This is a genomic window from Pseudorhodoplanes sp. (assembly GCF_050250235.1).
GTDB lineage: Bacteria > Pseudomonadota > Alphaproteobacteria > Rhizobiales > Xanthobacteraceae > Pseudorhodoplanes.
This window is the reverse complement of sequence record NZ_JBFWPA010000071.1, coordinates 17,336-33,825: the sequence shown is the minus strand read 5'-3', so window position 1 is coordinate 33,825 and position 16,490 is coordinate 17,336. Positions and strand designations below refer to the sequence as shown.

Sequence of the window (16,490 nt, the reverse complement as noted above, 5' to 3'; positions counted from 1 at the left end):
CGGCGGAGGCTTCGGCATGAAGGCGCAGACCTACCCCGAATATGGCGCGATTCTTTACGCTGCGCGCAAGACCGGCCGGCCGGTGAAATGGTGCAACGAGCTGATCCTCAATCCGCGGCCCCTGCTGCTTGCGGTGATGGTCGCGGTCGTGATCGCCATCAGCCTGCTGATGTCGCTCGTGGTGCATCCGCTCGTCGCGCGGCGCGCCGCGACGCGCACCGACGGTGCGAGCCTGCGCGCGGCCGAACGGCGCGCAAAGTTCGCGAAAGTGGCGATCCCGTTCGCGCTCGGCTTCGCCTTCCTGTTTCCCGTGATCGTGGTCGGGCTCGGCGGCCTGCAGGGCTCGGTGAAGTGGGTCGACAATTTCGGCATCCAGATCCTGATCTACGTCATGCTCGGCCTCGGTCTGAACATCGTGGTCGGGCTCGCGGGGCTGCTGGATCTCGGATATGTCGCCTTCTACGCGGTCGGCGCCTATTCCTATGCGCTGCTGGCCAAGACCTTCGGGTTCTCGTTCTGGGTCCTGCTGCCGCTCGCCGGAATCCTCTCGGCCTTCTGGGGCATCCTGCTTGGCTTTCCGGTGCTGCGGCTGCGCGGCGACTATCTGGCGATCGTTACGCTCGCCTTCGGCGAAATCATCCGCCTCGTCCTGATCAACTGGGTCGACCTCACCTCGGGCTATGCCGGCATCTCCTCGATCCCGCGTCCGACCTTTTTCGGCATTCCGTTCAACGCCAACGACGACGGCTTCGCCGCGGTCTTCGGGCTCGAATTCTCACCGGTCTACCGGACCATCTTTCTCTATTATGTCGTGCTGTGCCTGGTGCTGCTGACCGCCTTCGTGACGACGCGGCTGCGGCGGCTGCCGCTCGGGCGCGCATGGGAGGCCTTGCGGGAGGACGAGATCGCCTGCCGCGCGCTCGGCATCGACACCACCAAGACCAAGCTTTCCGCCTTCGCCACCGGCGCCATGTTCGGCGGCTTTGCCGGCTCGTTCTTCGCCGCGCGCCAGGGCTTCATCTCGCCGGAGAGCTTCACATTCATCGAATCGGCGATGATTCTTGCAATCGTCGTGCTCGGCGGCATGGGCAGCCAGGTCGGGGTCGCGATCGCCGCCATTGTCATGATCGGCGGCACCGAATATTTGCGGGAACTCGACTTCCTGAAGAGCGTCTTCGGCAGCCAGTTTGACCCGACCCAGTACCGCATGCTGCTGTTCGGTCTCGGCATGGTGCTGATCATGATCTGGAAACCGCGCGGTCTCATTTCCACGCGCGAGCCCACTGCCTTCCTGCATGAGAAAAAGACCATCGCTGCGAAATTCGTGAAGGAAGGCCGCGGATGAGCGCTGCGCATGATGTGCTCCGCGTCGAACATCTCACCATGCGGTTCGGTGGGCTGGTCGCGGTGCACGACCTGTCCTTCAATGCGCGCCACGGCGAGATCACGGCTCTGATCGGACCGAACGGGGCCGGCAAGACCACCGTCTTCAATTGCATTACCGGCTTCTATCAGCCGACCGAGGGCCGCATCGCGCTTCAATACGGCGATCCGTCAATGTGGCAGCGGCTCGACCAATTGACGGCCGGCTCGCAGCAAAGCCGCGTACGCCGCGACAGCGGGCTTTTCCTGCTGGAGCGGATGCCCGATCACGCGGTGGCCCGGCACGCGCGGGTAGCTCGCACCTTCCAGAATATCCGGCTGTTTCGCGGCATGACAGTGCTGGAAAATCTTCTGGTCGCGCAGCACAATCCGCTGATGCGCGCATCGGGCTATTCGATCTTCGGCATTTTCGGGCTCCCGCTGTTCCGTAAAGCGCAGCGTGCCGCGATCGACACGGCCACACACTGGCTCGAGACCATCAACCTGATCGACCGCGCCGACGATCCGGCCGGCGACCTGCCCTATGGCGACCAGCGCCGTCTCGAAATCGCACGCGCGATGTGCACCGATCCGGTGCTGCTGTGCCTCGACGAACCCGCCGCGGGCCTCAATCCGCGCGAGAGCGCGGAATTGTCGGAGCTCCTGATGTCGATCCGCGACCGGCACAAGACCGCGGTGCTGCTGATCGAGCACGACATGTCGGTAGTAATGCAGATTTCCGACCACGTGATCGTGCTGGATTACGGCGAGAAGATTTCCGACGGAACCTGCGACGAGGTGAAGAACGATCCCAATGTGATCGCGGCCTATCTCGGCGTCGAGCAGGAAGAGGTGGAGCAGGTCGCGACCGAGGTGGGGCTGTGAATGTATCGTCTCACCACAGCCTGAGCCTTTACCCTCCCCCTTGTGGGGAGGGTCGATCGACTGAGCACAGCGAAGGAGATCGGGGTGGGGGTGGTTGCGATCGGATCGCAGCGGCACCTGAATGCCAAACCGCTACCCCCACCCCGCCTGCCTCGCTTCGCTCGGCAGGCGACCCTCCCCACAAGGGGGAGGGTAAAGGAAGCTGCGCGCCATGACCGCACCCGCATCCGCCGCCACCCCCCTCCTCGCCATCCGCGGGGTCACCACGATGTACGGCAACATCGTCGCGCTGCGTGGCGTCGATCTCGACGTCCACGCCGGCGAGATCGTGACATTGATCGGCGCCAACGGCGCCGGCAAGTCCACGCTGATGATGACGATTTTCGGCAATCCGCGGGCGAGCGAAGGCCAGATCCTTTTCGAGGGCCGCGACATCACGCATCTGCCGACGCACGAGATCGCGCGCATGGACATCGCGCAGTCGCCTGAGGGCCGGCGCATCTTCTCGCGCATGACGGTTATGGAAAATCTGCAGATGGGCGCCGCGGTCCTCGGCGATGTGCATTTCGACGAAGACCTCGAACGCGTTTTCAAACTGTTTCCGCGCATCAGGGAACGAATCAACCAGCGCGGCGGCACGCTCTCCGGCGGGGAGCAGCAGATGCTTGCGATCGCGCGCGCGCTGATGTCGCGTCCGCGCCTGCTCCTGCTCGATGAGCCTTCGCTTGGCCTTGCTCCACTGGTGGTAAAGCAGATTTTCGACATCATCGCCGATCTGAACGAACGCACCGGCCTCACCGTGTTGCTGGTCGAGCAGAACGCCTTTCACGCGCTGCGCCTCGCCCACCGCGGCTATGTGATGGTGAACGGCGAGATCACCATGTCGGGAACCGGACAGGAACTGCTCGACAGGCCCGATATTCGCGCTGCCTATCTTGAGGGCGGCCGGCGCGAAGCGGGATAGACGGCCATGCTCAACTTCATTGCGCATCTGTTTTACGAAGAAGATTCATTCTTCGTCTTCCTGCTGGTCACCATCATCCTGGGAGGCGGCGCCGCGTTCCTGGCTGGCCGGGCCATTGCCCTGACCTGGCGGCCTTGGTGGCAGGTCGCCGCCTATATGCTCGTGCTCGGCGGCGTGGTCCGGTTTTTCCACATGGCGCTGTTCGAGGGCCATCTCCTCACCCTGCATTACTACTTGGTGGATACCGCATTCTGCCTGATGTTCGGGTTCTGGGGATACCGCATGACCCGGGCACGGCAGATGGCTGAACAATATGGCTGGGTTTATTCCCGCGCCGGAATGCTCAACTGGGCAAAAAAAAGGCCGGCGCCAAACGCCGCAGCCTCGGAATCCGGCTGACCTTTTGCCCGCTTTGTCGTTAAATCGAACACGCGGCGGGGCCGGGCCGGTCCGGCTGAACCCGCCAAGTTTTTCACCAGGGAGTTTCGAATGAAACGGATCACCGCGCTCGGCTCAGCGCTCACGGTAGCGCTCGGACTTGCCGTGGCGCTGACGGGTCACGCCAACGCCCAGATCAAGTTCGGCGTCGCCGGACCGATCACCGGGTCCAACGCCGCCTTCGGCGCGCAATTGAAGAACGGCTTCGAACAGGCGGTCGAAGACATCAACGCGGCCGGCGGCATTCAGGGCCAGAAAATCACCACCGCAGTCGGCGACGATGTCGGCGACCCCAAGCAGGGCGTGTCGATCGCCAACAAGTTCTCGTCCGAAGGCGTCAAGTTCGTGGTTGGCCACTTCAATTCCGGCGTCACCATGCCTTCATCCGAAGTCTATCAGGAAAACGGCATCGTCTCGATCACGCCGGCATCGACCAATCCGCGCGTGACCGAGCGCGGCATGTGGAACGTGTTCCGCACCTGCGGCCGCGACGACCAGCAGGGCGCGGTGGCGGCGGCCTATATCCTCAAGCACATGAAGGGCAAGAAGATCGCCATCGTTCATGACAAAACCACCTATGGTCAGGGCCTCGCCGATGAAACCCGCAAGGCCATGAACAAGGGCGGCATCAAGGAAGTGCTCTATGAGGGTATCAATATCGGCGACAAGGACTTCGCCGCGCTGGTGTCCAAGATCAAGGCATCGGGCGCCGACATGGTCTATTGGGGCGGCCTTCATACCGAAGGCGGCCTGCTGGTGCGCCAGATGCGCGACCAGGGCGTGAAGGCAGTGCTGTTCGGAGCCGACGGCATCACATCCGACGAATTCGCCTCGATCGGCGGTCCCGGCGTCGAAGGCACGCTCATGACCTTCGCGCCGGACCCGCGCAAGCGTCCGGAAGCGAAGGCGGTGATCGAAAAATTCCGTGCCAAGAAGTTCGAGCCGGAAGCCTACACGCTCTACAGCTACGCGGCCGTGGAGGTGATCAAGCAGGCGGCCGATGCGGCGAAGTCGCTCGACCCGAAGAAGGTCGCCGACATGATCAAGTCGGGCCGCAAGTTCAACACCGTGATCGGCGAATTGTCCTTCGACAAGAAGGGCGACATCACGCGGCCGGACTATGTCGTGTATGTCTGGAAGAAGGGCGCCGACGGCAAGATCACCTATGAGGAACTGCCGGCGAACATGCAGGGTTCGTAAGGCTCTCGCCACCGCGAATCAAAATCTGGCCCGCGCCAAAAGCGCGGGCCTTTCCATTTTCCGCTCGTCCCCGCGCAGGCGGGGACCCAGTGCAAGAGCGCAAATCCAGAGTTTCAAATCTGGATTCCCGCTTTCGCGGGAATGAGCGGGGTATGTGGTGACGTTTGCGCGCTTCAACATCGCCGCAAATCACTCTACACCCTCCCCATGCCTGATTTCTCCCCGCAACAGGATGCCGCGCTTCGCGCCGTCGCCGACTGGCTGAAGGCCAAGCCCGGTAAAGGCTCCACGCCGCAATTGTTTCGCCTCTTCGGCTATGCCGGCACCGGCAAGACCACGCTGGCCCGGCACCTTGCCGAGAGCGTCGACGGACGGGTCTCCTATGCCGCCTTCACCGGCAAGGCGGCGCTGGTGATGCGCGCGAAGGGCTGCGGCGGCGCAAGCACCATCCATTCGCTGATCTACAAGGCGCGCGAGAGCGGCGAAGAGGCGCCGAATTTCGAATTGTGGGACGAGGCACCGGCGTCCAAGGCCAAGCTGATCGTGATCGACGAATGCTCGATGGTCGATGCCGAACTCGGCCGCGATCTCCTCTCCTTCGGCATTCCGCTGCTGGTACTGGGCGACCCCGCGCAGCTTCCGCCGATCCAGGGCGCCGGCTTCTTCACCGAGGCGGAGCCCGACGCGATGCTCACCGAAGTGCACCGCCAGGCCAAGAACGATCCGATCGTGCGGCTGTCGATGCTGGTGCGCGAAGGCGAGCGGCTGGAGCCCGGCCGGTACGGCGACAGCGAGGTGGTGCTGCGCGGCGATTTCGATCCGGACCGCGTGCAGGAAGCCGACCAGATCCTGGTCGGCCGCAACAATACGCGGCGTGCCTACAATACGCGGCTGCGCGAGCGACTCGGGCGCGAGGAAGGACTTCCGGTCGCGGGCGACAAGCTCGTGTGCCTGCGCAACAACCGCAAGAAGGCGCTGTTCAACGGCGGGCTATGGACGGTGAAGGAACGCGCCACGGGCAAGTCCGGCGGCATCGTCACCATGCGAATCGTGCCCGATTCCGACCTGTCGGGCGCGGCCCTTGGCGTGAAGGGCGTCAAAGTCTCGGTGCGGCGCGAATGCTTTCTCGGCGGCATCGAGGATTTCGACTGGCCGCAGCGCAAGAAATACGACGAGTTCGATTACGGCTATGTGCTGACCGTGCACAAGGCGCAAGGATCGCAATGGGACGACGTGGTGCTGTTCGACGAGAGCTTCGCGTTCCCGGACAGCCGCGCGCGCTGGCTCTATACCGGCATCACCCGGGCGGCGAAGAAGCTGACCATCGTGGTGACTTAGGTCTGCGGGCGACCTCTCGGCTCAGCGTTTCGTCTTCGTCGGTTTCGAGAGGAGCGCTGCGGCCAGATCGCGCGCCGCGTGCGCCACCAACTCGCGATGCAGGATGTCATCGTCCGGCAAGCGGGACGCCGACGTTGCAAGTTCGCGCAGGACATCGGCAAACAGCCCGAAATTCAGATGCATGTGCACGGACTTGCGCACATCCTCCGGACCCGGACGCAGCAGCGTCAGACTGATGCCGGTCTGATCGAGACGGGCCTCAAATTGCGAAGAGCGTTCGAAGCTTCCCATGTAGAGCTTGTCGGGATATTCGAGGGCGACTTCGGCCTTGTCGGTGATCGGTCTGGTCATGCGGAGCGGGCTGGTGGCTTCGTCCCCGCATGACAGAATGGTAGCGCGCCAACCTTGCGCTTTGTCAAACCGGATCGCCAGATTGCCTATTGCATGAACCAGCCGTGGCTGACCACCAGCGACTGACCGGTCATCACGTTGCTCTTGGCCGCGGCGAAGAAAAGAACCGCATCGGCGACGTCATCGGTCGTGGTGAATTCGCCGTCGACGGTGTCCTTGAGCATGATGGTCTTGACCACCTGCTCCTCGGTGATGCCGAACTGCTGCGCCTGTTCTGGGATCTGCTTTTCCACCAGCGGAGTGCGCACGAATCCCGGGCAGACCACATTGGCGGTGACGTTGTATTCGGCGCCTTCCTTGGCCAGCACCTTGGCAAGACCGATCAGCCCGTGCTTGGCGGTGACATACGGCGCCTTCAGCTTGGACGCCTCCTTGGAATGCACCGAGCCCATATAGATCACGCGGCCGTAATTCGCGGCATACATGGGCTTGAGGCAGGCTTTGGTGGTCAGGAACGCGCCGTCGAGATGGATCGACAGCAGCTTCTTCCAGTCGGCATACGGAAATTCGACCAGCGGCTTCACGATCTGGATGCCGGCATTGCTGACCAGGATGTCGATCCTGCCGTATCTGGCCATGGTATCGGCAACGCCCTTCTCGACCTGGGCCTCGTCGGTCACGTTCATCGCGACCGCGAAGGCGTCGCCGCCCTTCGATTTGATCTCGTTCGCCGTCGCCTGCGCCGCATCGAGATTGAGATCGGCGATGACGGGAATGCCACCCTCGGCGGCAAGCCGCAACGCGATCTCCTTGCCGATGCCGCTTGCCGCACCGGTCACCATCGCCACCCTGTTATCGAAACGAGCCATCGCAATAGCCTTTCCTATTTCAGATAATCGAACACGACCTCGCCGAGGCCGAGCGTGAGATCGGCGACATAATGCGTTGCGGACACCACCTCGCGCACCGGCAGGCGGTTCACGTCGCACATCGCATGATCGAACAATTGCAGCGCCGCGGGCCCCGACCACGCGCCCTTGAGCGTCACGTCCTCCATGTAATAGCGCACCAGCTCACAGATGCGCGGCGTGCAATCGACATGCGGGATGATCTTGATCATGAAAGCGGGCTTCGCCATCGACTTTGCGAACGGTTCGAGCGGCAGTTCGCGATGCTTGTAACCCATGGTCGCGGTCACGCAGAGCACCGAACCATAGTGCAGCGTGCCGACCAGCGTTTCCTGCTCGTGCGACAGCCTGGGCGTCGCCAGCTTCTTCGGAAAGCCCCAGATCTCGCGCCCGCCGGCGATCGGCGAATTGTCGTCGAGATACATGGCGTGGACGTAGCTGCCTTCCTGCACCTCGCCTGACGGCGTCCTGAAGCGCACCGGGATCACCTGCCCGGTCTCGGTATAGTCACCGAAGCCGGTCGAATCCGGCATGCGGATGAATTCGTATGCGACGGTGTCTCCAACCACTTCCAGCGGCTCCGGGACAACCGCACGGAGCTTGTCCGGATCGGTCCGGTAGGTGATGACCACGAATTCGCGGTTGTAGAACTTGTATGGCGGCCGCGGATAGGCCGGATCGTTGAGCGGCATCGCGAAGGCGTTCGCCCGCACATCGGCAATTTTCATGGGAGGGCTCGCGGCTCCAGGTTTTCGGGGAACATCAGGGCTCGATCTCATCGAAGGTGGCGACGCCATCCTCGGAGGACGGGCGCTGCAGGACTTCCGGACGGCTCAGGGTTCGCGCGGTGTCTTCGTAGCCCGCCGTCCAGTGCTCCTCCATCATGCCGCGGGAAAACAGGAAATCCTTGGCGCTGCCCTCGTATCGCTTGGCGCGATAGATCAGGTGGACGATGTTGTAGACCGTTGCGTCAGCCTCGCTGCGCAGCAATGCCAGTTCCGGATCGCGCTCCAGAATATCCTGATCCGGAACCATGTTGATCAGCCGTTGTGCAGCCCGCCTGAGCCTCTGCATCTTCTTGAACTGATCGGTGTTGGCACGCGTGCGGCTGGAATATCGGATCTCTTTCTGGCGAAGGTCGAGGCCGATCAGGTCCTGTGGCAATTCTCCTCTGGCGTTCCAGAGATCGACCTGAAATGCCAGCGTATCCATACGCGGCCGCGTTCCGAGAACCCAGTCAAGCGGCGTGTTGGAGAGCAGCCCGCCATCCCAGTAATACTCGCCGTCGACCTTGGTGGCCGGAAAGCCGGGAGGCAGAGAACCGCTGGCCATCACGTGGTCGACCGTGATGTCCGAAAGGTCGGAGTCGAAATAGCGCATGTTGCCGGACTTGACATTGACCGCGCCCACGCACAGCCGGATCGATTTCGAACCGATCCGGTCGAAATCGACCAGCGACAGAAGCGTCTTTCGCAGCGGGCTGACGTCGTAAAAGCTTTCGGTTTCGGGGTGCCGGCTGGACATCAGGTAGAACGGCAGGTCACGCGGCGCGAAGAAGCCCGGCGCCCCGCCCAGCAGGTTGCTGAACGCATAGGTGCGGTTGACCGCGCGGTGCATGAGATCGTTTCCGTTCGCCATCAAACCCAGCAGCGGCGCGAATAGCGGCAGCACGCCCGGCGGCGTCTCCGTGACCGTTTCCCAGAACGTACGCAGCGCTTTCACCCGCCGCTCCGGCGGGTTGCCGGCGATCAGCGCGGCGTTGATCGCACCGATGGAAATGCCTGCAACGCAGTCAGGATGGAGGTTGGCCTCGGCCAAGGCCTGATAGACGCCGGCCTGATAGGACCCCAGCGCGCCGCCACCCTGAAGCAGCAGGGCAATGCGCTGGAAGGGGGGCCGCCCGCTGACGGGCTCGATCTTCTGGTCAGCCATGCCTGCTGGTCTGGGACTGGATGTTGGGGCGGTCGCCGATGATGAACGGCACCATAGGCGACCGGTGATCAACGATTGGTTTAAGAGCCACCGTCGTGACGCTGTGATGTCAGGCGAACACCGGTGCGGCGCTGCTTGATCGCTTCAACGGGACTGCACGAAAATCGTGCAATTCAACGTGAATCCCGCCTCGCCTGCGCGACCGCGGCCGCCTTGCGCAGACGCCCGCGCTCCATCGGCTGGACCAGCTTCTGGCGCTTCCGGCTGACGATGTTGCGCATGCCGTGATGCGCCTGCCGACTGTTGAAGGCGGCTTCGCTGCCATCCTGTTCGCTGGCGCGCTTCATGGCCAGCGCCTTTCTGGCAGTATCAACCTGGGCAACGGCCGCCGTCATCCGCCGCCGGCGTTCGACCTCGCTGTTGAGACGGCGCACCGCCATCGCAAGCACCGCGAGCTTGGTCTTCGAGCCATCATCCGATGTCGATGGGGTCGCCCCCTTTGGCGCCGCCTTGCCGCGGATCTCGCGACGCCGCTGGTTGGCCTGCGTCTTCGCCCGGTCGCGCCGCTCGCGCACCAGCTTCACCAGCTGGGACAGCTCCTGATCGGACAATTCCTGAAGCGCCGGATGATGCGATTTCTCGACCAGTTCGCGCTCCTCGGTATCGAGCGCGCGGACTTCCTGCTTTCGGGTGATGGACATTGTCTGCTCCCTTCTTGCGCGGACTTCCCACGACGCCTGCGATCCCGGTCACATGACACGCACCGGGCAGTCCCGGTTCTTCAATCCCTTCCAACCGCCTCACCCGATCCGGCCGAGAGCCGGAAACGTCTCCAGCAGCCAGAAACTCATCGTGGTGATGCTGCCGGTGAGAAACATGATCCCCGTCAGCACCAGCAACCCGCCCATTGCCATTTCGACCTTCTGCATGTGCGACCGGAAACGCGACAGAAACGCCGCGAATGGTTCCGCGGCAAAGGCCGCGAGCACGAACGGAATTCCCAGGCCCAGCGAATAGACCGCAAGCAGCCCGGCGCCTTTGGCGACCGTGGCCTCTGACGCTGCGACCGCCAGAATGGCCGCCAGGATCGGTCCGATACACGGCGTCCACCCGAACGCGAAAGCGAGCCCCATCGCATAGGCGCCCCAGAGCCCGATCGGCTTCGCCATGCCGAGACGCTTCTCGCGAAGCAGGAAGCTGATCCGCGTCAACCCGAGGAAATGCAATCCCATCAGGATGATGGCAACGCCAGCAATGGTGGCGAGTACATCTGAATAAGCGCGCAGCAGGCCGCCGATCAGGGTGGCGCTGGCACCGAGGCCGATGAACACCGTCGAAAAGCCTGCCACGAACAGGCAGGCGGCCATGACCGTCTCGCGCCGCACCCTCGGTTCCGGCTCGGCATCGGCCAGCCGCTCAAGCGAGGTGCCTGCCAGATAGACGAGATAGGGCGGTACCAGCGGCAATACGCAGGGCGACAGGAAACTGATCAGGCCCGCGAACAGGGCCGCGAGGATCGAAACATCCGGCATGGCCGGGTTGTGCATGGCGCAACGCCGTGGCGCAAGCACGCTGGCACGGGCTCGCAATGACGTGACCGGCCGCGAGGGATTTTGCCTCGGATCGGTTAGGCTCCCCACGCTGATTCCCGCGAACGCGGGAATCCAGCACACTGGCTCTGGTCGCCGCCTTCGCGGGGACGAGCGGAAGGCCCGGGGAAATGGCGTGCGCAATCTGATAACCGATGTAGCCGGACTGAGGGTCGGCCATGCCGGGGATGCAGACCTCGGTTCCGGCACAACGGCGATCGTGTTCGACGAACCCGCTATTGCCTCGGTCGATTTGCGCGGCGGCGGACCCGGGTCGCGCGAAACCGAGTTGCTGGCGGCGCATTCCACGGTCGAACGGGTGGACGCGATCGCATTGTCCGGTGGCTCGGCCTTCGGACTGGATTCGGCTTCGGGCGTGCAGGCCCTGCTGCGCGAACAGGGCCGCGGATACCGTGTCGGTACGGCGCTGGTCCCGATCGTGCCGTGCGCCATCATTTTCGATCTGCTGTCCGGCGGCGACAAGAAATGGGGCCGTTTCTCGCCTTATCGCGAACTTGGATATCAGGCATCGGTGTCGGCCGCGGCCGATTTCGCACTCGGCAGCACCGGCGGCGGCATCGGCGCAACAACGGCGGCTCTGAAAGGCGGTCTCGGCTCAGCCTCCGCCAAGACGCCTGATGGGATCACGATCGGGGCGCTCGTCGTCGTGAACGCGGTCGGCAGCACCACCATCGGAGACGGTCCGCATTTCTGGGCGGCGCCATTCGAGCAAGGCGACGAATTCGGCGGCCGCGGCTGGCCGACGACCTTCGGCCCGGACACGCTTGCGATCCGCACCAAGGGCGCCGCGCGCCAGGCGACGACGATCGCGCTGGTCGCAACCGATGCGACCCTGAGCAAGGGACAATGTCATCGGCTCGCGGTAATGGCGCAGACCGGATGCGCGCGCGCGATCTATCCGGTACATACCCCCCTCGACGGCGACATCGTGTTCGCCGCGGCAACCGGAAAAACGCCGCTGCCTGATCCGCTATTTTCGCTCACGACGCTCGGCGCGCTCGCTGCCAATGTGCTGGCACGCGCCATCGCGCGCGGCGTCTACCAGGCGGAGGCGCTGGCTTTCGCAGGCGCCCTGCCCGCGTGGCGGGACAAGTTCGCTTAAAATCCAACCGATAAACCATCCGCACATTTCGCTGTGAACACGGCGCGACCGCCGCTGTTATCCTTGCAGCAACAAGGATTGCGGGAATAGCAATCGTGACGGTCAATCCACGCCCTGCGCCACCCGGATTTCTGCGCGGACAGCAATCCGACTCGTTCGGCATCCGCGATGCACTCTACCTGCCGGAGCAGCGCGAAATGCGCGTCACCTTCACGTCCGGCCGCACCTTTGCCTATTACGATGTGCCGCAGGCTCTGTACGATGCGTTTGTCGCCTCGCCCTCCCGCGGCGCCTTCTTCAGCATCGCAATCCGCGGCCGATTTCAGTTTCACGAAATTGCGCCGCCATCCCCGGCGACGCATCACTAGGCGAGAAACCGCTCGGCGCGGTATGGCGCAGGATCGGTAAACGGGACATCGCCCGTCATCATCTCGGCAAGCAGCCGTCCGCTCACCGGGCCAAGCGTCAGCCCCCAATGGGCGTGGCCGTAATCGAGCCACAGCCCGGCCTGACCGGGGGCGCGGCCGATCACCGGCATCGAATCCGGGAAACAGGGACGCCGTCCCATCCACGGCTCGGCATCGATCGGCTCACCAAGCGGGAACAGCGCGCGCGCCTGCGGCATCAGACGATCGAACTGCACCGGGGTCGGCGGCGCATCGCGGTGCGCAAATTCCGCGCCGGTGGTGAGCCGCAACCCCTGCTCCATCGGCACCACGGCATAGCCCACCTCCGCGTCCAGAACCGGGCGGTTCAGGCCCTTGTTGCCCTCGGCATGGAAATGGCGGTGGTAGCCGCGCTTCACTTCCAGCGGCAGCCGGATGTCGAGCGGATCGAGCACCTCCGGCGCCCAGGGGCCGAGCGCAATCACGGCATTTGACGCATCGACCGGGCCTTCCGACGTGTCGACGCGCCAGCGCCCGTCCGAGCGATGCAGAGAGCGCGCGTCTCCGGTCAGCACGATCCCGCCGAGCGATTTGAACAACGCGGCATAGGCACGCGTCACCGCCAGCGGATTGCTCACACTTGCCGCCTGCGGCCAGAAGATGCCGCGCTCGAAGACCGGCGACAGCCCGGGCTCCAGCGCCAGCGAACCGCCGAGATCAAGCGGCTCGAATGCAAGGCCGGCCGCGGCGATGGCGTCGAGGTCGGGCTTTGCGGCGTCGAAAGCGCGCGACGTGCGATAGATTTTCAGCCAGCCATTGGTCCGCAAATAACGCTCGGCGTTCGCCTCCCGCATCAGGCTCTCATGCTCGGCAATCGATGCGGCGAATAGCGGGCGCATTCGCTCGGCGAATTCGAACATGGCATCGCCGCTCGAGTGGCGCAGATAGGCGAACAGCCAGGGCGCGAGCCTCGGCAAATAGAACAGATGATAGTTCGCCTCGGGCGCCTGCTTGAACGCGATCTTCAGCAGCGCGGAAATCTTCCGCGGAAACGGGTACGGGAAATAGGTATTGCCCTCGATGATGCCGGCATTGCCGTAGGAGGTTTCCTCGCCCGGCGCCCGGCGGTCGACCAGCGCCACGGCAAGCCCCCGTTTCGCAAGGTGCAGCGCTGCGGAGACTCCCACGATTCCGGCGCCAAGAACGATCGCATCGGTACGAGCCATGAAATCCTCAATGCGGAAACCGTCGGTCTGATCCCGCTGATTCACGGGATGAATGACACACATATATGGATTCTGCGACGGGCCTGCAGTATCACGCGCCATGCCCATTTTTGACGCAGGCTCTGCCGCGCTGGCGTGGCTCGGACGGCAGGGTACGCGTGCGCTCGCGCTTCTGGTGTTTGTCGGAATCGCGCTTCCGCCGGTGGCATCGGTTCTGAAGCATGTCTTCGTCGAGGCGTTGCTGGTGCTGTTGACCCTGGCGTTTCTGCGTGTCGACCCGCAAACCCTCCTCGACCAGTTCCGAAGGCCCCACCTGGTGGTTGCAGCGAGCCTGTGGACCCTGGTCGCGGTCCCGACCCTCATTTGCGGCGCGGCGATCGCAAGCGGGATACCCGAGGCTTCCGACGCAATCTATCTCGCGCTGGTCCTGCAGGCCGTGGCGCCGACCATCATCGGTTCGCCCGCGCTCGCCGCTCTGATGGGGCTTGACGCGGCCCTGTCACTTGCAACGCTGATTGTCACGACCGCGGCGACACCGCTCACGGTGCCGCTGCTCGCGGCGCTCTTCGCCGGCCCGGCGCTCGACGTTTCGCCGTTCTGGCTCGGCATCAAGCTTCTCGCCATGCTGGGCGGCACCGCGCTGGTCGCCTATGCGATCCGACAGGCAATGGGCGCCGCGTGGGTGGTACGCCAGAGCGGGCCGATCGATGGCCTTTCGGTGCTCGCATTGCTGGTATTCGCCGTCGGGCTGATGGACGGCGTCGGTGGGCACATTCTCGCGCGGCCGATGCTGGTCCTGGGGCTCACGATCTTTGTCTATGCCCTGACGCTCGTCCTGATCGTCCTGACCTGCCTCATCTTTCGCCGAGCTGGGCGTTCGCCGGCGCTGGCGCTCGGGCTTGCGGTCGGCAGCCGCAACATGGGCCTGATGGTGGCGGCCGCCGGCGGGGCGGTGCCGGAACTGACGTGGCTCTATTTCGCGGTCGCGCAATTCCCGATCTACACGCTGCCGTACCTGCTCCGGCCCGTTATTCACCGCTGGACCGGGCAAGCCGGTTTGCCGGCCGGAGACACGGGTGTAAGAGGGGCGCCAGACGACTGACCGGAACCCGCATGACACGCCCGCTTCTGATCGCGCCGTCGATCCTCGCATCCGACTTCGCCCGGCTTGGCGAGGAGGTGCGCGCAGTCGACACGGCCGGCGCCGACTGGATCCATCTTGACGTGATGGATGGACATTTTGTGCCCAACATCACGTTCGGTCCCGATGCCGTGAAGGCAATGCGGTCGCATTCAAGCAAGATTTTCGACGTGCATCTGATGATCGCACCGGCCGATCCGCATATCGAAGCGTTCGCCAAGGCAGGCTCCGACATCATCACCGTGCATGTGGAGGCCGGTCCGCACCTGCATCGTTCGCTGCAGGCCATCCGCGCGCTGGGCAAGAAGGCCGGCGTCACGCTGAACCCGGGAACACCGGAAAACACCATCGAGCACGTCCTCGACCTGGTCGACCTGGTGCTGGTCATGTCAGTCAATCCGGGTTTCGGCGGGCAAGCCTTCATCCCGTCCGCGATCGAGAAGATTGCGCGGATCCGCGCCATGATCGGCGACCGCCCGATCGACCTCGAAGTCGATGGCGGGATTACCGCCGAAACTGCCGCGAGGGTGGTCGCTGCCGGCGCCAATGTCCTGGTCGCCGGCTCGGCGATCTTCAGGGGCGGCCCTGCGGCCTATCGCGGCAACATCGCCGCAATCCGCGACGCGGGCGCCCTCGCGCGCGGCGAAGCCGCGTGATCGCACCACCCCATGCGCTGAGCCTGCTGGCGCACAAGCTTCAGCCGGGCGAGCGCGTGCTCTATGCCGTGCGTCCGGATTTTTGGGTGGCGCTTCGCAACAAGCTGTTCCTGTGGTGGATCGGCGTCCCCTGGTGCGCCGGCACCCTCAGCTTGTATTTTGCGGGCCGGGCATCGCCGGTAATCGCGCTGCCGCTTGCGATGGTCGGGATCGCCATGCTGGCGGCGCCGATCATTCTGGCGATCGACACGCGCTCGACCATCTACGCGATCACGGATCGGCGGGCCTTGATCGTTCGACATGGTCTGAGGCCCGACGTCATAAGCTGCCCGTTCGAGCGGATGGACGCAGCACCCGAAGTCATGGCGCCCGGCGGAAAAGGCGGGCACCTCTACTTTGCCACAGGCATGTCAACGAAACTTCGCGATGTAGACTATACTGGAAAGCTCGCCTTCCGCGATCTGGCCGACGTGAAGACGGCAGCGCTGCGGCTGGAAGCCGCACGGAAAGGAGGGTGACGCCGATTGGGCAGAGTCTTACCGAGTTTACGCCACGACTTATCTGGGAATTCGAAATGAAGCAGATCGTATGTGCAGCCTGCATCGCGCTGGCATGTGCCACCGGCGCAGAGGCCAAAAGCAAACGGATCGACAGCAGCCTCGACCATCTCGATCCGATGACACGGCTGGAGCAGCTCTGTGCGATCGAAACCATGAACAGAGTCAGAAAAGACGACAAGACCTACCGGCCCGACCGCGCGATTACCTACGCCTTGGACAAGCCGATCCTCGACGGGCACACCATGTCCGGCAAGGGCGGCGCATTCCGCAGCAGGGGCAAGTGGTACCAGTATTCCTTCACCTGCAGCGCCACGCCCGACCACAAGAAGGTCTCCGGTTTCACTTACAAGATCGGCGATCCGATCCCGGAAGATCAGTGGGAAACCTACGGGCTGTTCCGCTGACGCCTGCGCCGGGCCTGTGAAAAACCC

Annotated in this window: 19 protein-coding genes; 12 read left to right on the top strand and 7 right to left on the bottom strand. The window is 63.9% G+C overall.

Translation table 11 applies throughout. The features are described from left to right. Nucleotides 1–16 precede the first annotated feature (16 nt). From livM to AB7F49_RS25035, 6 genes are all read left to right on the top strand, one after another. On the top strand, nt 17–1,345 hold the full coding sequence (gene livM / locus AB7F49_RS25060; RefSeq protein ID WP_428527450.1) for a high-affinity branched-chain amino acid ABC transporter permease LivM: 1,329 nt from the start codon (nt 17–19) through the stop codon (nt 1,343–1,345). Next, nucleotides 1,342–2,247 (top strand): ABC transporter ATP-binding protein, encoded by a 906-nt coding sequence (locus AB7F49_RS25055; protein ID WP_428527446.1) that lies wholly within the window; start codon nt 1,342–1,344, stop codon nt 2,245–2,247. Before livM ends, AB7F49_RS25055 begins: the two co-directional genes overlap by 4 nt. 211 nt (nt 2,248–2,458) lie before the next feature. After that, nucleotides 2,459–3,211 (top strand): ABC transporter ATP-binding protein, encoded by a 753-nt coding sequence (locus AB7F49_RS25050; protein ID WP_428527444.1) that lies wholly within the window; start codon nt 2,459–2,461, stop codon nt 3,209–3,211. Between the two features lie 18 nt (nt 3,212–3,229). After that, a complete protein-coding gene (locus AB7F49_RS25045; protein WP_428527448.1) occupies nt 3,230–3,610 on the top strand; it encodes a DUF6867 family protein in 381 nt (126 codons plus the stop codon). 90 nt (nt 3,611–3,700) lie between these two features. Then, complete coding sequence (locus tag AB7F49_RS25040; protein WP_428527442.1) at nt 3,701–4,849, top strand: branched-chain amino acid ABC transporter substrate-binding protein; 1,149 nt, start codon at nt 3,701–3,703, stop codon at nt 4,847–4,849. A 207-nt stretch (nt 4,850–5,056) separates the two neighbouring features. Then, nucleotides 5,057–6,187: an ATP-dependent DNA helicase gene (locus tag AB7F49_RS25035; protein WP_428527440.1), complete on the top strand. Its 1,131-nt coding sequence runs from the start codon at nt 5,057–5,059 to the stop codon at nt 6,185–6,187. A gap of 21 nt (nt 6,188–6,208) precedes the next feature. Here the strand turns inward: AB7F49_RS25035 and AB7F49_RS25030 are convergent, their stop codons facing one another. The 6 genes from AB7F49_RS25030 to AB7F49_RS25005 all read right to left on the bottom strand — a co-directional run bounded on the left by AB7F49_RS25030 (nt 6,209) and on the right by AB7F49_RS25005 (nt 10,925). Beyond that, the gene (locus AB7F49_RS25030; RefSeq protein WP_428527439.1) at nt 6,209–6,538 is read right to left on the bottom strand and encodes a hypothetical protein; all 330 of its coding nucleotides are present in this window, start codon (nt 6,536–6,538) and stop codon (nt 6,209–6,211) included. An 86-nt stretch (nt 6,539–6,624) separates the two neighbouring features. Then, nucleotides 6,625–7,407 carry a 3-hydroxybutyrate dehydrogenase gene (locus tag AB7F49_RS25025; RefSeq protein ID WP_428527437.1) on the bottom strand — a complete coding sequence of 261 codons (783 nt, stop codon included), beginning with the start codon at nt 7,405–7,407 and terminating at the stop codon, nt 6,625–6,627. A 14-nt stretch (nt 7,408–7,421) separates the two neighbouring features. Next, nucleotides 7,422–8,174, bottom strand: a complete 753-nt coding sequence (locus AB7F49_RS25020) for an acetoacetate decarboxylase (RefSeq protein WP_428527435.1) — start codon at nt 8,172–8,174, stop codon at nt 7,422–7,424. A gap of 34 nt (nt 8,175–8,208) precedes the next feature. Further along, on the bottom strand, nt 8,209–9,378 hold the full coding sequence (locus tag AB7F49_RS25015; protein WP_428527433.1) for a patatin-like phospholipase family protein: 1,170 nt from the start codon (nt 9,376–9,378) through the stop codon (nt 8,209–8,211). 173 nt (nt 9,379–9,551) lie between these two features. Continuing rightward, nucleotides 9,552–10,079 (bottom strand): hypothetical protein, encoded by a 528-nt coding sequence (locus tag AB7F49_RS25010; protein ID WP_428527432.1) that lies wholly within the window; start codon nt 10,077–10,079, stop codon nt 9,552–9,554. A gap of 99 nt (nt 10,080–10,178) precedes the next feature. Beyond that, nucleotides 10,179–10,925 (bottom strand): cytochrome c biogenesis CcdA family protein, encoded by a 747-nt coding sequence (locus tag AB7F49_RS25005; protein ID WP_428527430.1) that lies wholly within the window; start codon nt 10,923–10,925, stop codon nt 10,179–10,181. Between the two features lie 178 nt (nt 10,926–11,103). Between AB7F49_RS25005 and AB7F49_RS25000 the strand changes: the two genes are divergently transcribed. After that, nucleotides 11,104–12,090: a P1 family peptidase gene (locus AB7F49_RS25000; RefSeq protein WP_428527429.1), complete on the top strand. Its 987-nt coding sequence runs from the start codon at nt 11,104–11,106 to the stop codon at nt 12,088–12,090. Between the two features lie 95 nt (nt 12,091–12,185). Further along, on the top strand, nt 12,186–12,458 hold the full coding sequence (locus tag AB7F49_RS24995; protein ID WP_428527427.1) for a KTSC domain-containing protein: 273 nt from the start codon (nt 12,186–12,188) through the stop codon (nt 12,456–12,458). On the opposite strand, the gene AB7F49_RS24990 is transcribed toward AB7F49_RS24995, so the two are convergent. Then, entirely contained in the window at nt 12,455–13,702 is a 1,248-nt protein-coding gene (locus AB7F49_RS24990) for an NAD(P)/FAD-dependent oxidoreductase (protein WP_428527425.1), read from the bottom strand. The genes AB7F49_RS24995 and AB7F49_RS24990 overlap by 4 nt on opposite strands. Nucleotides 13,703–13,802: 100 nt before the next feature. Here AB7F49_RS24990 and AB7F49_RS24985 point away from each other — a divergent pair, with 100 nt between their 5' ends. The 4 genes from AB7F49_RS24985 to AB7F49_RS24970 are packed head-to-tail and all read left to right on the top strand — an operon-like array spanning nt 13,803 to nt 16,463. Then, nucleotides 13,803–14,804: a Na+-dependent transporter gene (locus AB7F49_RS24985; protein WP_428527423.1), complete on the top strand. Its 1,002-nt coding sequence runs from the start codon at nt 13,803–13,805 to the stop codon at nt 14,802–14,804. Between the two features lie 11 nt (nt 14,805–14,815). Next, nucleotides 14,816–15,499, top strand: coding sequence for a ribulose-phosphate 3-epimerase (gene rpe / locus AB7F49_RS24980; protein ID WP_428527421.1), 684 nt, complete (start codon nt 14,816–14,818; stop codon nt 15,497–15,499). Further along, on the top strand, nt 15,496–16,017 hold the full coding sequence (locus AB7F49_RS24975) for a hypothetical protein (protein WP_428527419.1): 522 nt from the start codon (nt 15,496–15,498) through the stop codon (nt 16,015–16,017). The genes rpe and AB7F49_RS24975 overlap by 4 nt, the downstream gene beginning before the upstream one ends. A 56-nt stretch (nt 16,018–16,073) precedes the next feature. Then, nucleotides 16,074–16,463, top strand: a complete 390-nt coding sequence (locus AB7F49_RS24970; RefSeq protein WP_428527417.1) for a DUF930 domain-containing protein — start codon at nt 16,074–16,076, stop codon at nt 16,461–16,463. Nucleotides 16,464–16,490 lie beyond the last annotated feature (27 nt).

What these genes read in the sequence shown, in the direction of transcription:
- livM (WP_428527450.1), top strand. Translation starts at nt 17, where the DNA reads ATGAAGGCGCAGACCTACCCCGAATATGGCGCGATTCTTTACGCTGCG.
- AB7F49_RS25055 (WP_428527446.1), top strand. Translation starts at nt 1,342, where the DNA reads ATGAGCGCTGCGCATGATGTGCTCCGCGTCGAACATCTCACCATGCGG.
- AB7F49_RS25050 (WP_428527444.1), top strand. Translation starts at nt 2,459, where the DNA reads ATGACCGCACCCGCATCCGCCGCCACCCCCCTCCTCGCCATCCGCGGG.
- AB7F49_RS25040 (WP_428527442.1), top strand. Translation starts at nt 3,701, where the DNA reads ATGAAACGGATCACCGCGCTCGGCTCAGCGCTCACGGTAGCGCTCGGA.
- AB7F49_RS25035 (WP_428527440.1), top strand. Translation starts at nt 5,057, where the DNA reads ATGCCTGATTTCTCCCCGCAACAGGATGCCGCGCTTCGCGCCGTCGCC.
- AB7F49_RS25030 (WP_428527439.1), bottom strand. Translation starts at nt 6,538, where the DNA reads ATGACCAGACCGATCACCGACAAGGCCGAAGTCGCCCTCGAATATCCC.
- AB7F49_RS25025 (WP_428527437.1), bottom strand. Translation starts at nt 7,407, where the DNA reads ATGGCTCGTTTCGATAACAGGGTGGCGATGGTGACCGGTGCGGCAAGC.
- AB7F49_RS25020 (WP_428527435.1), bottom strand. Translation starts at nt 8,174, where the DNA reads ATGAAAATTGCCGATGTGCGGGCGAACGCCTTCGCGATGCCGCTCAAC.
- AB7F49_RS25015 (WP_428527433.1), bottom strand. Translation starts at nt 9,378, where the DNA reads ATGGCTGACCAGAAGATCGAGCCCGTCAGCGGGCGGCCCCCCTTCCAG.
- AB7F49_RS25010 (WP_428527432.1), bottom strand. Translation starts at nt 10,079, where the DNA reads ATGTCCATCACCCGAAAGCAGGAAGTCCGCGCGCTCGATACCGAGGAG.
- AB7F49_RS25005 (WP_428527430.1), bottom strand. Translation starts at nt 10,925, where the DNA reads ATGCACAACCCGGCCATGCCGGATGTTTCGATCCTCGCGGCCCTGTTC.
- AB7F49_RS24990 (WP_428527425.1), bottom strand. Translation starts at nt 13,702, where the DNA reads ATGGCTCGTACCGATGCGATCGTTCTTGGCGCCGGAATCGTGGGAGTC.
- AB7F49_RS24985 (WP_428527423.1), top strand. Translation starts at nt 13,803, where the DNA reads ATGCCCATTTTTGACGCAGGCTCTGCCGCGCTGGCGTGGCTCGGACGG.
- rpe (WP_428527421.1), top strand. Translation starts at nt 14,816, where the DNA reads ATGACACGCCCGCTTCTGATCGCGCCGTCGATCCTCGCATCCGACTTC.
- AB7F49_RS24970 (WP_428527417.1), top strand. Translation starts at nt 16,074, where the DNA reads ATGAAGCAGATCGTATGTGCAGCCTGCATCGCGCTGGCATGTGCCACC.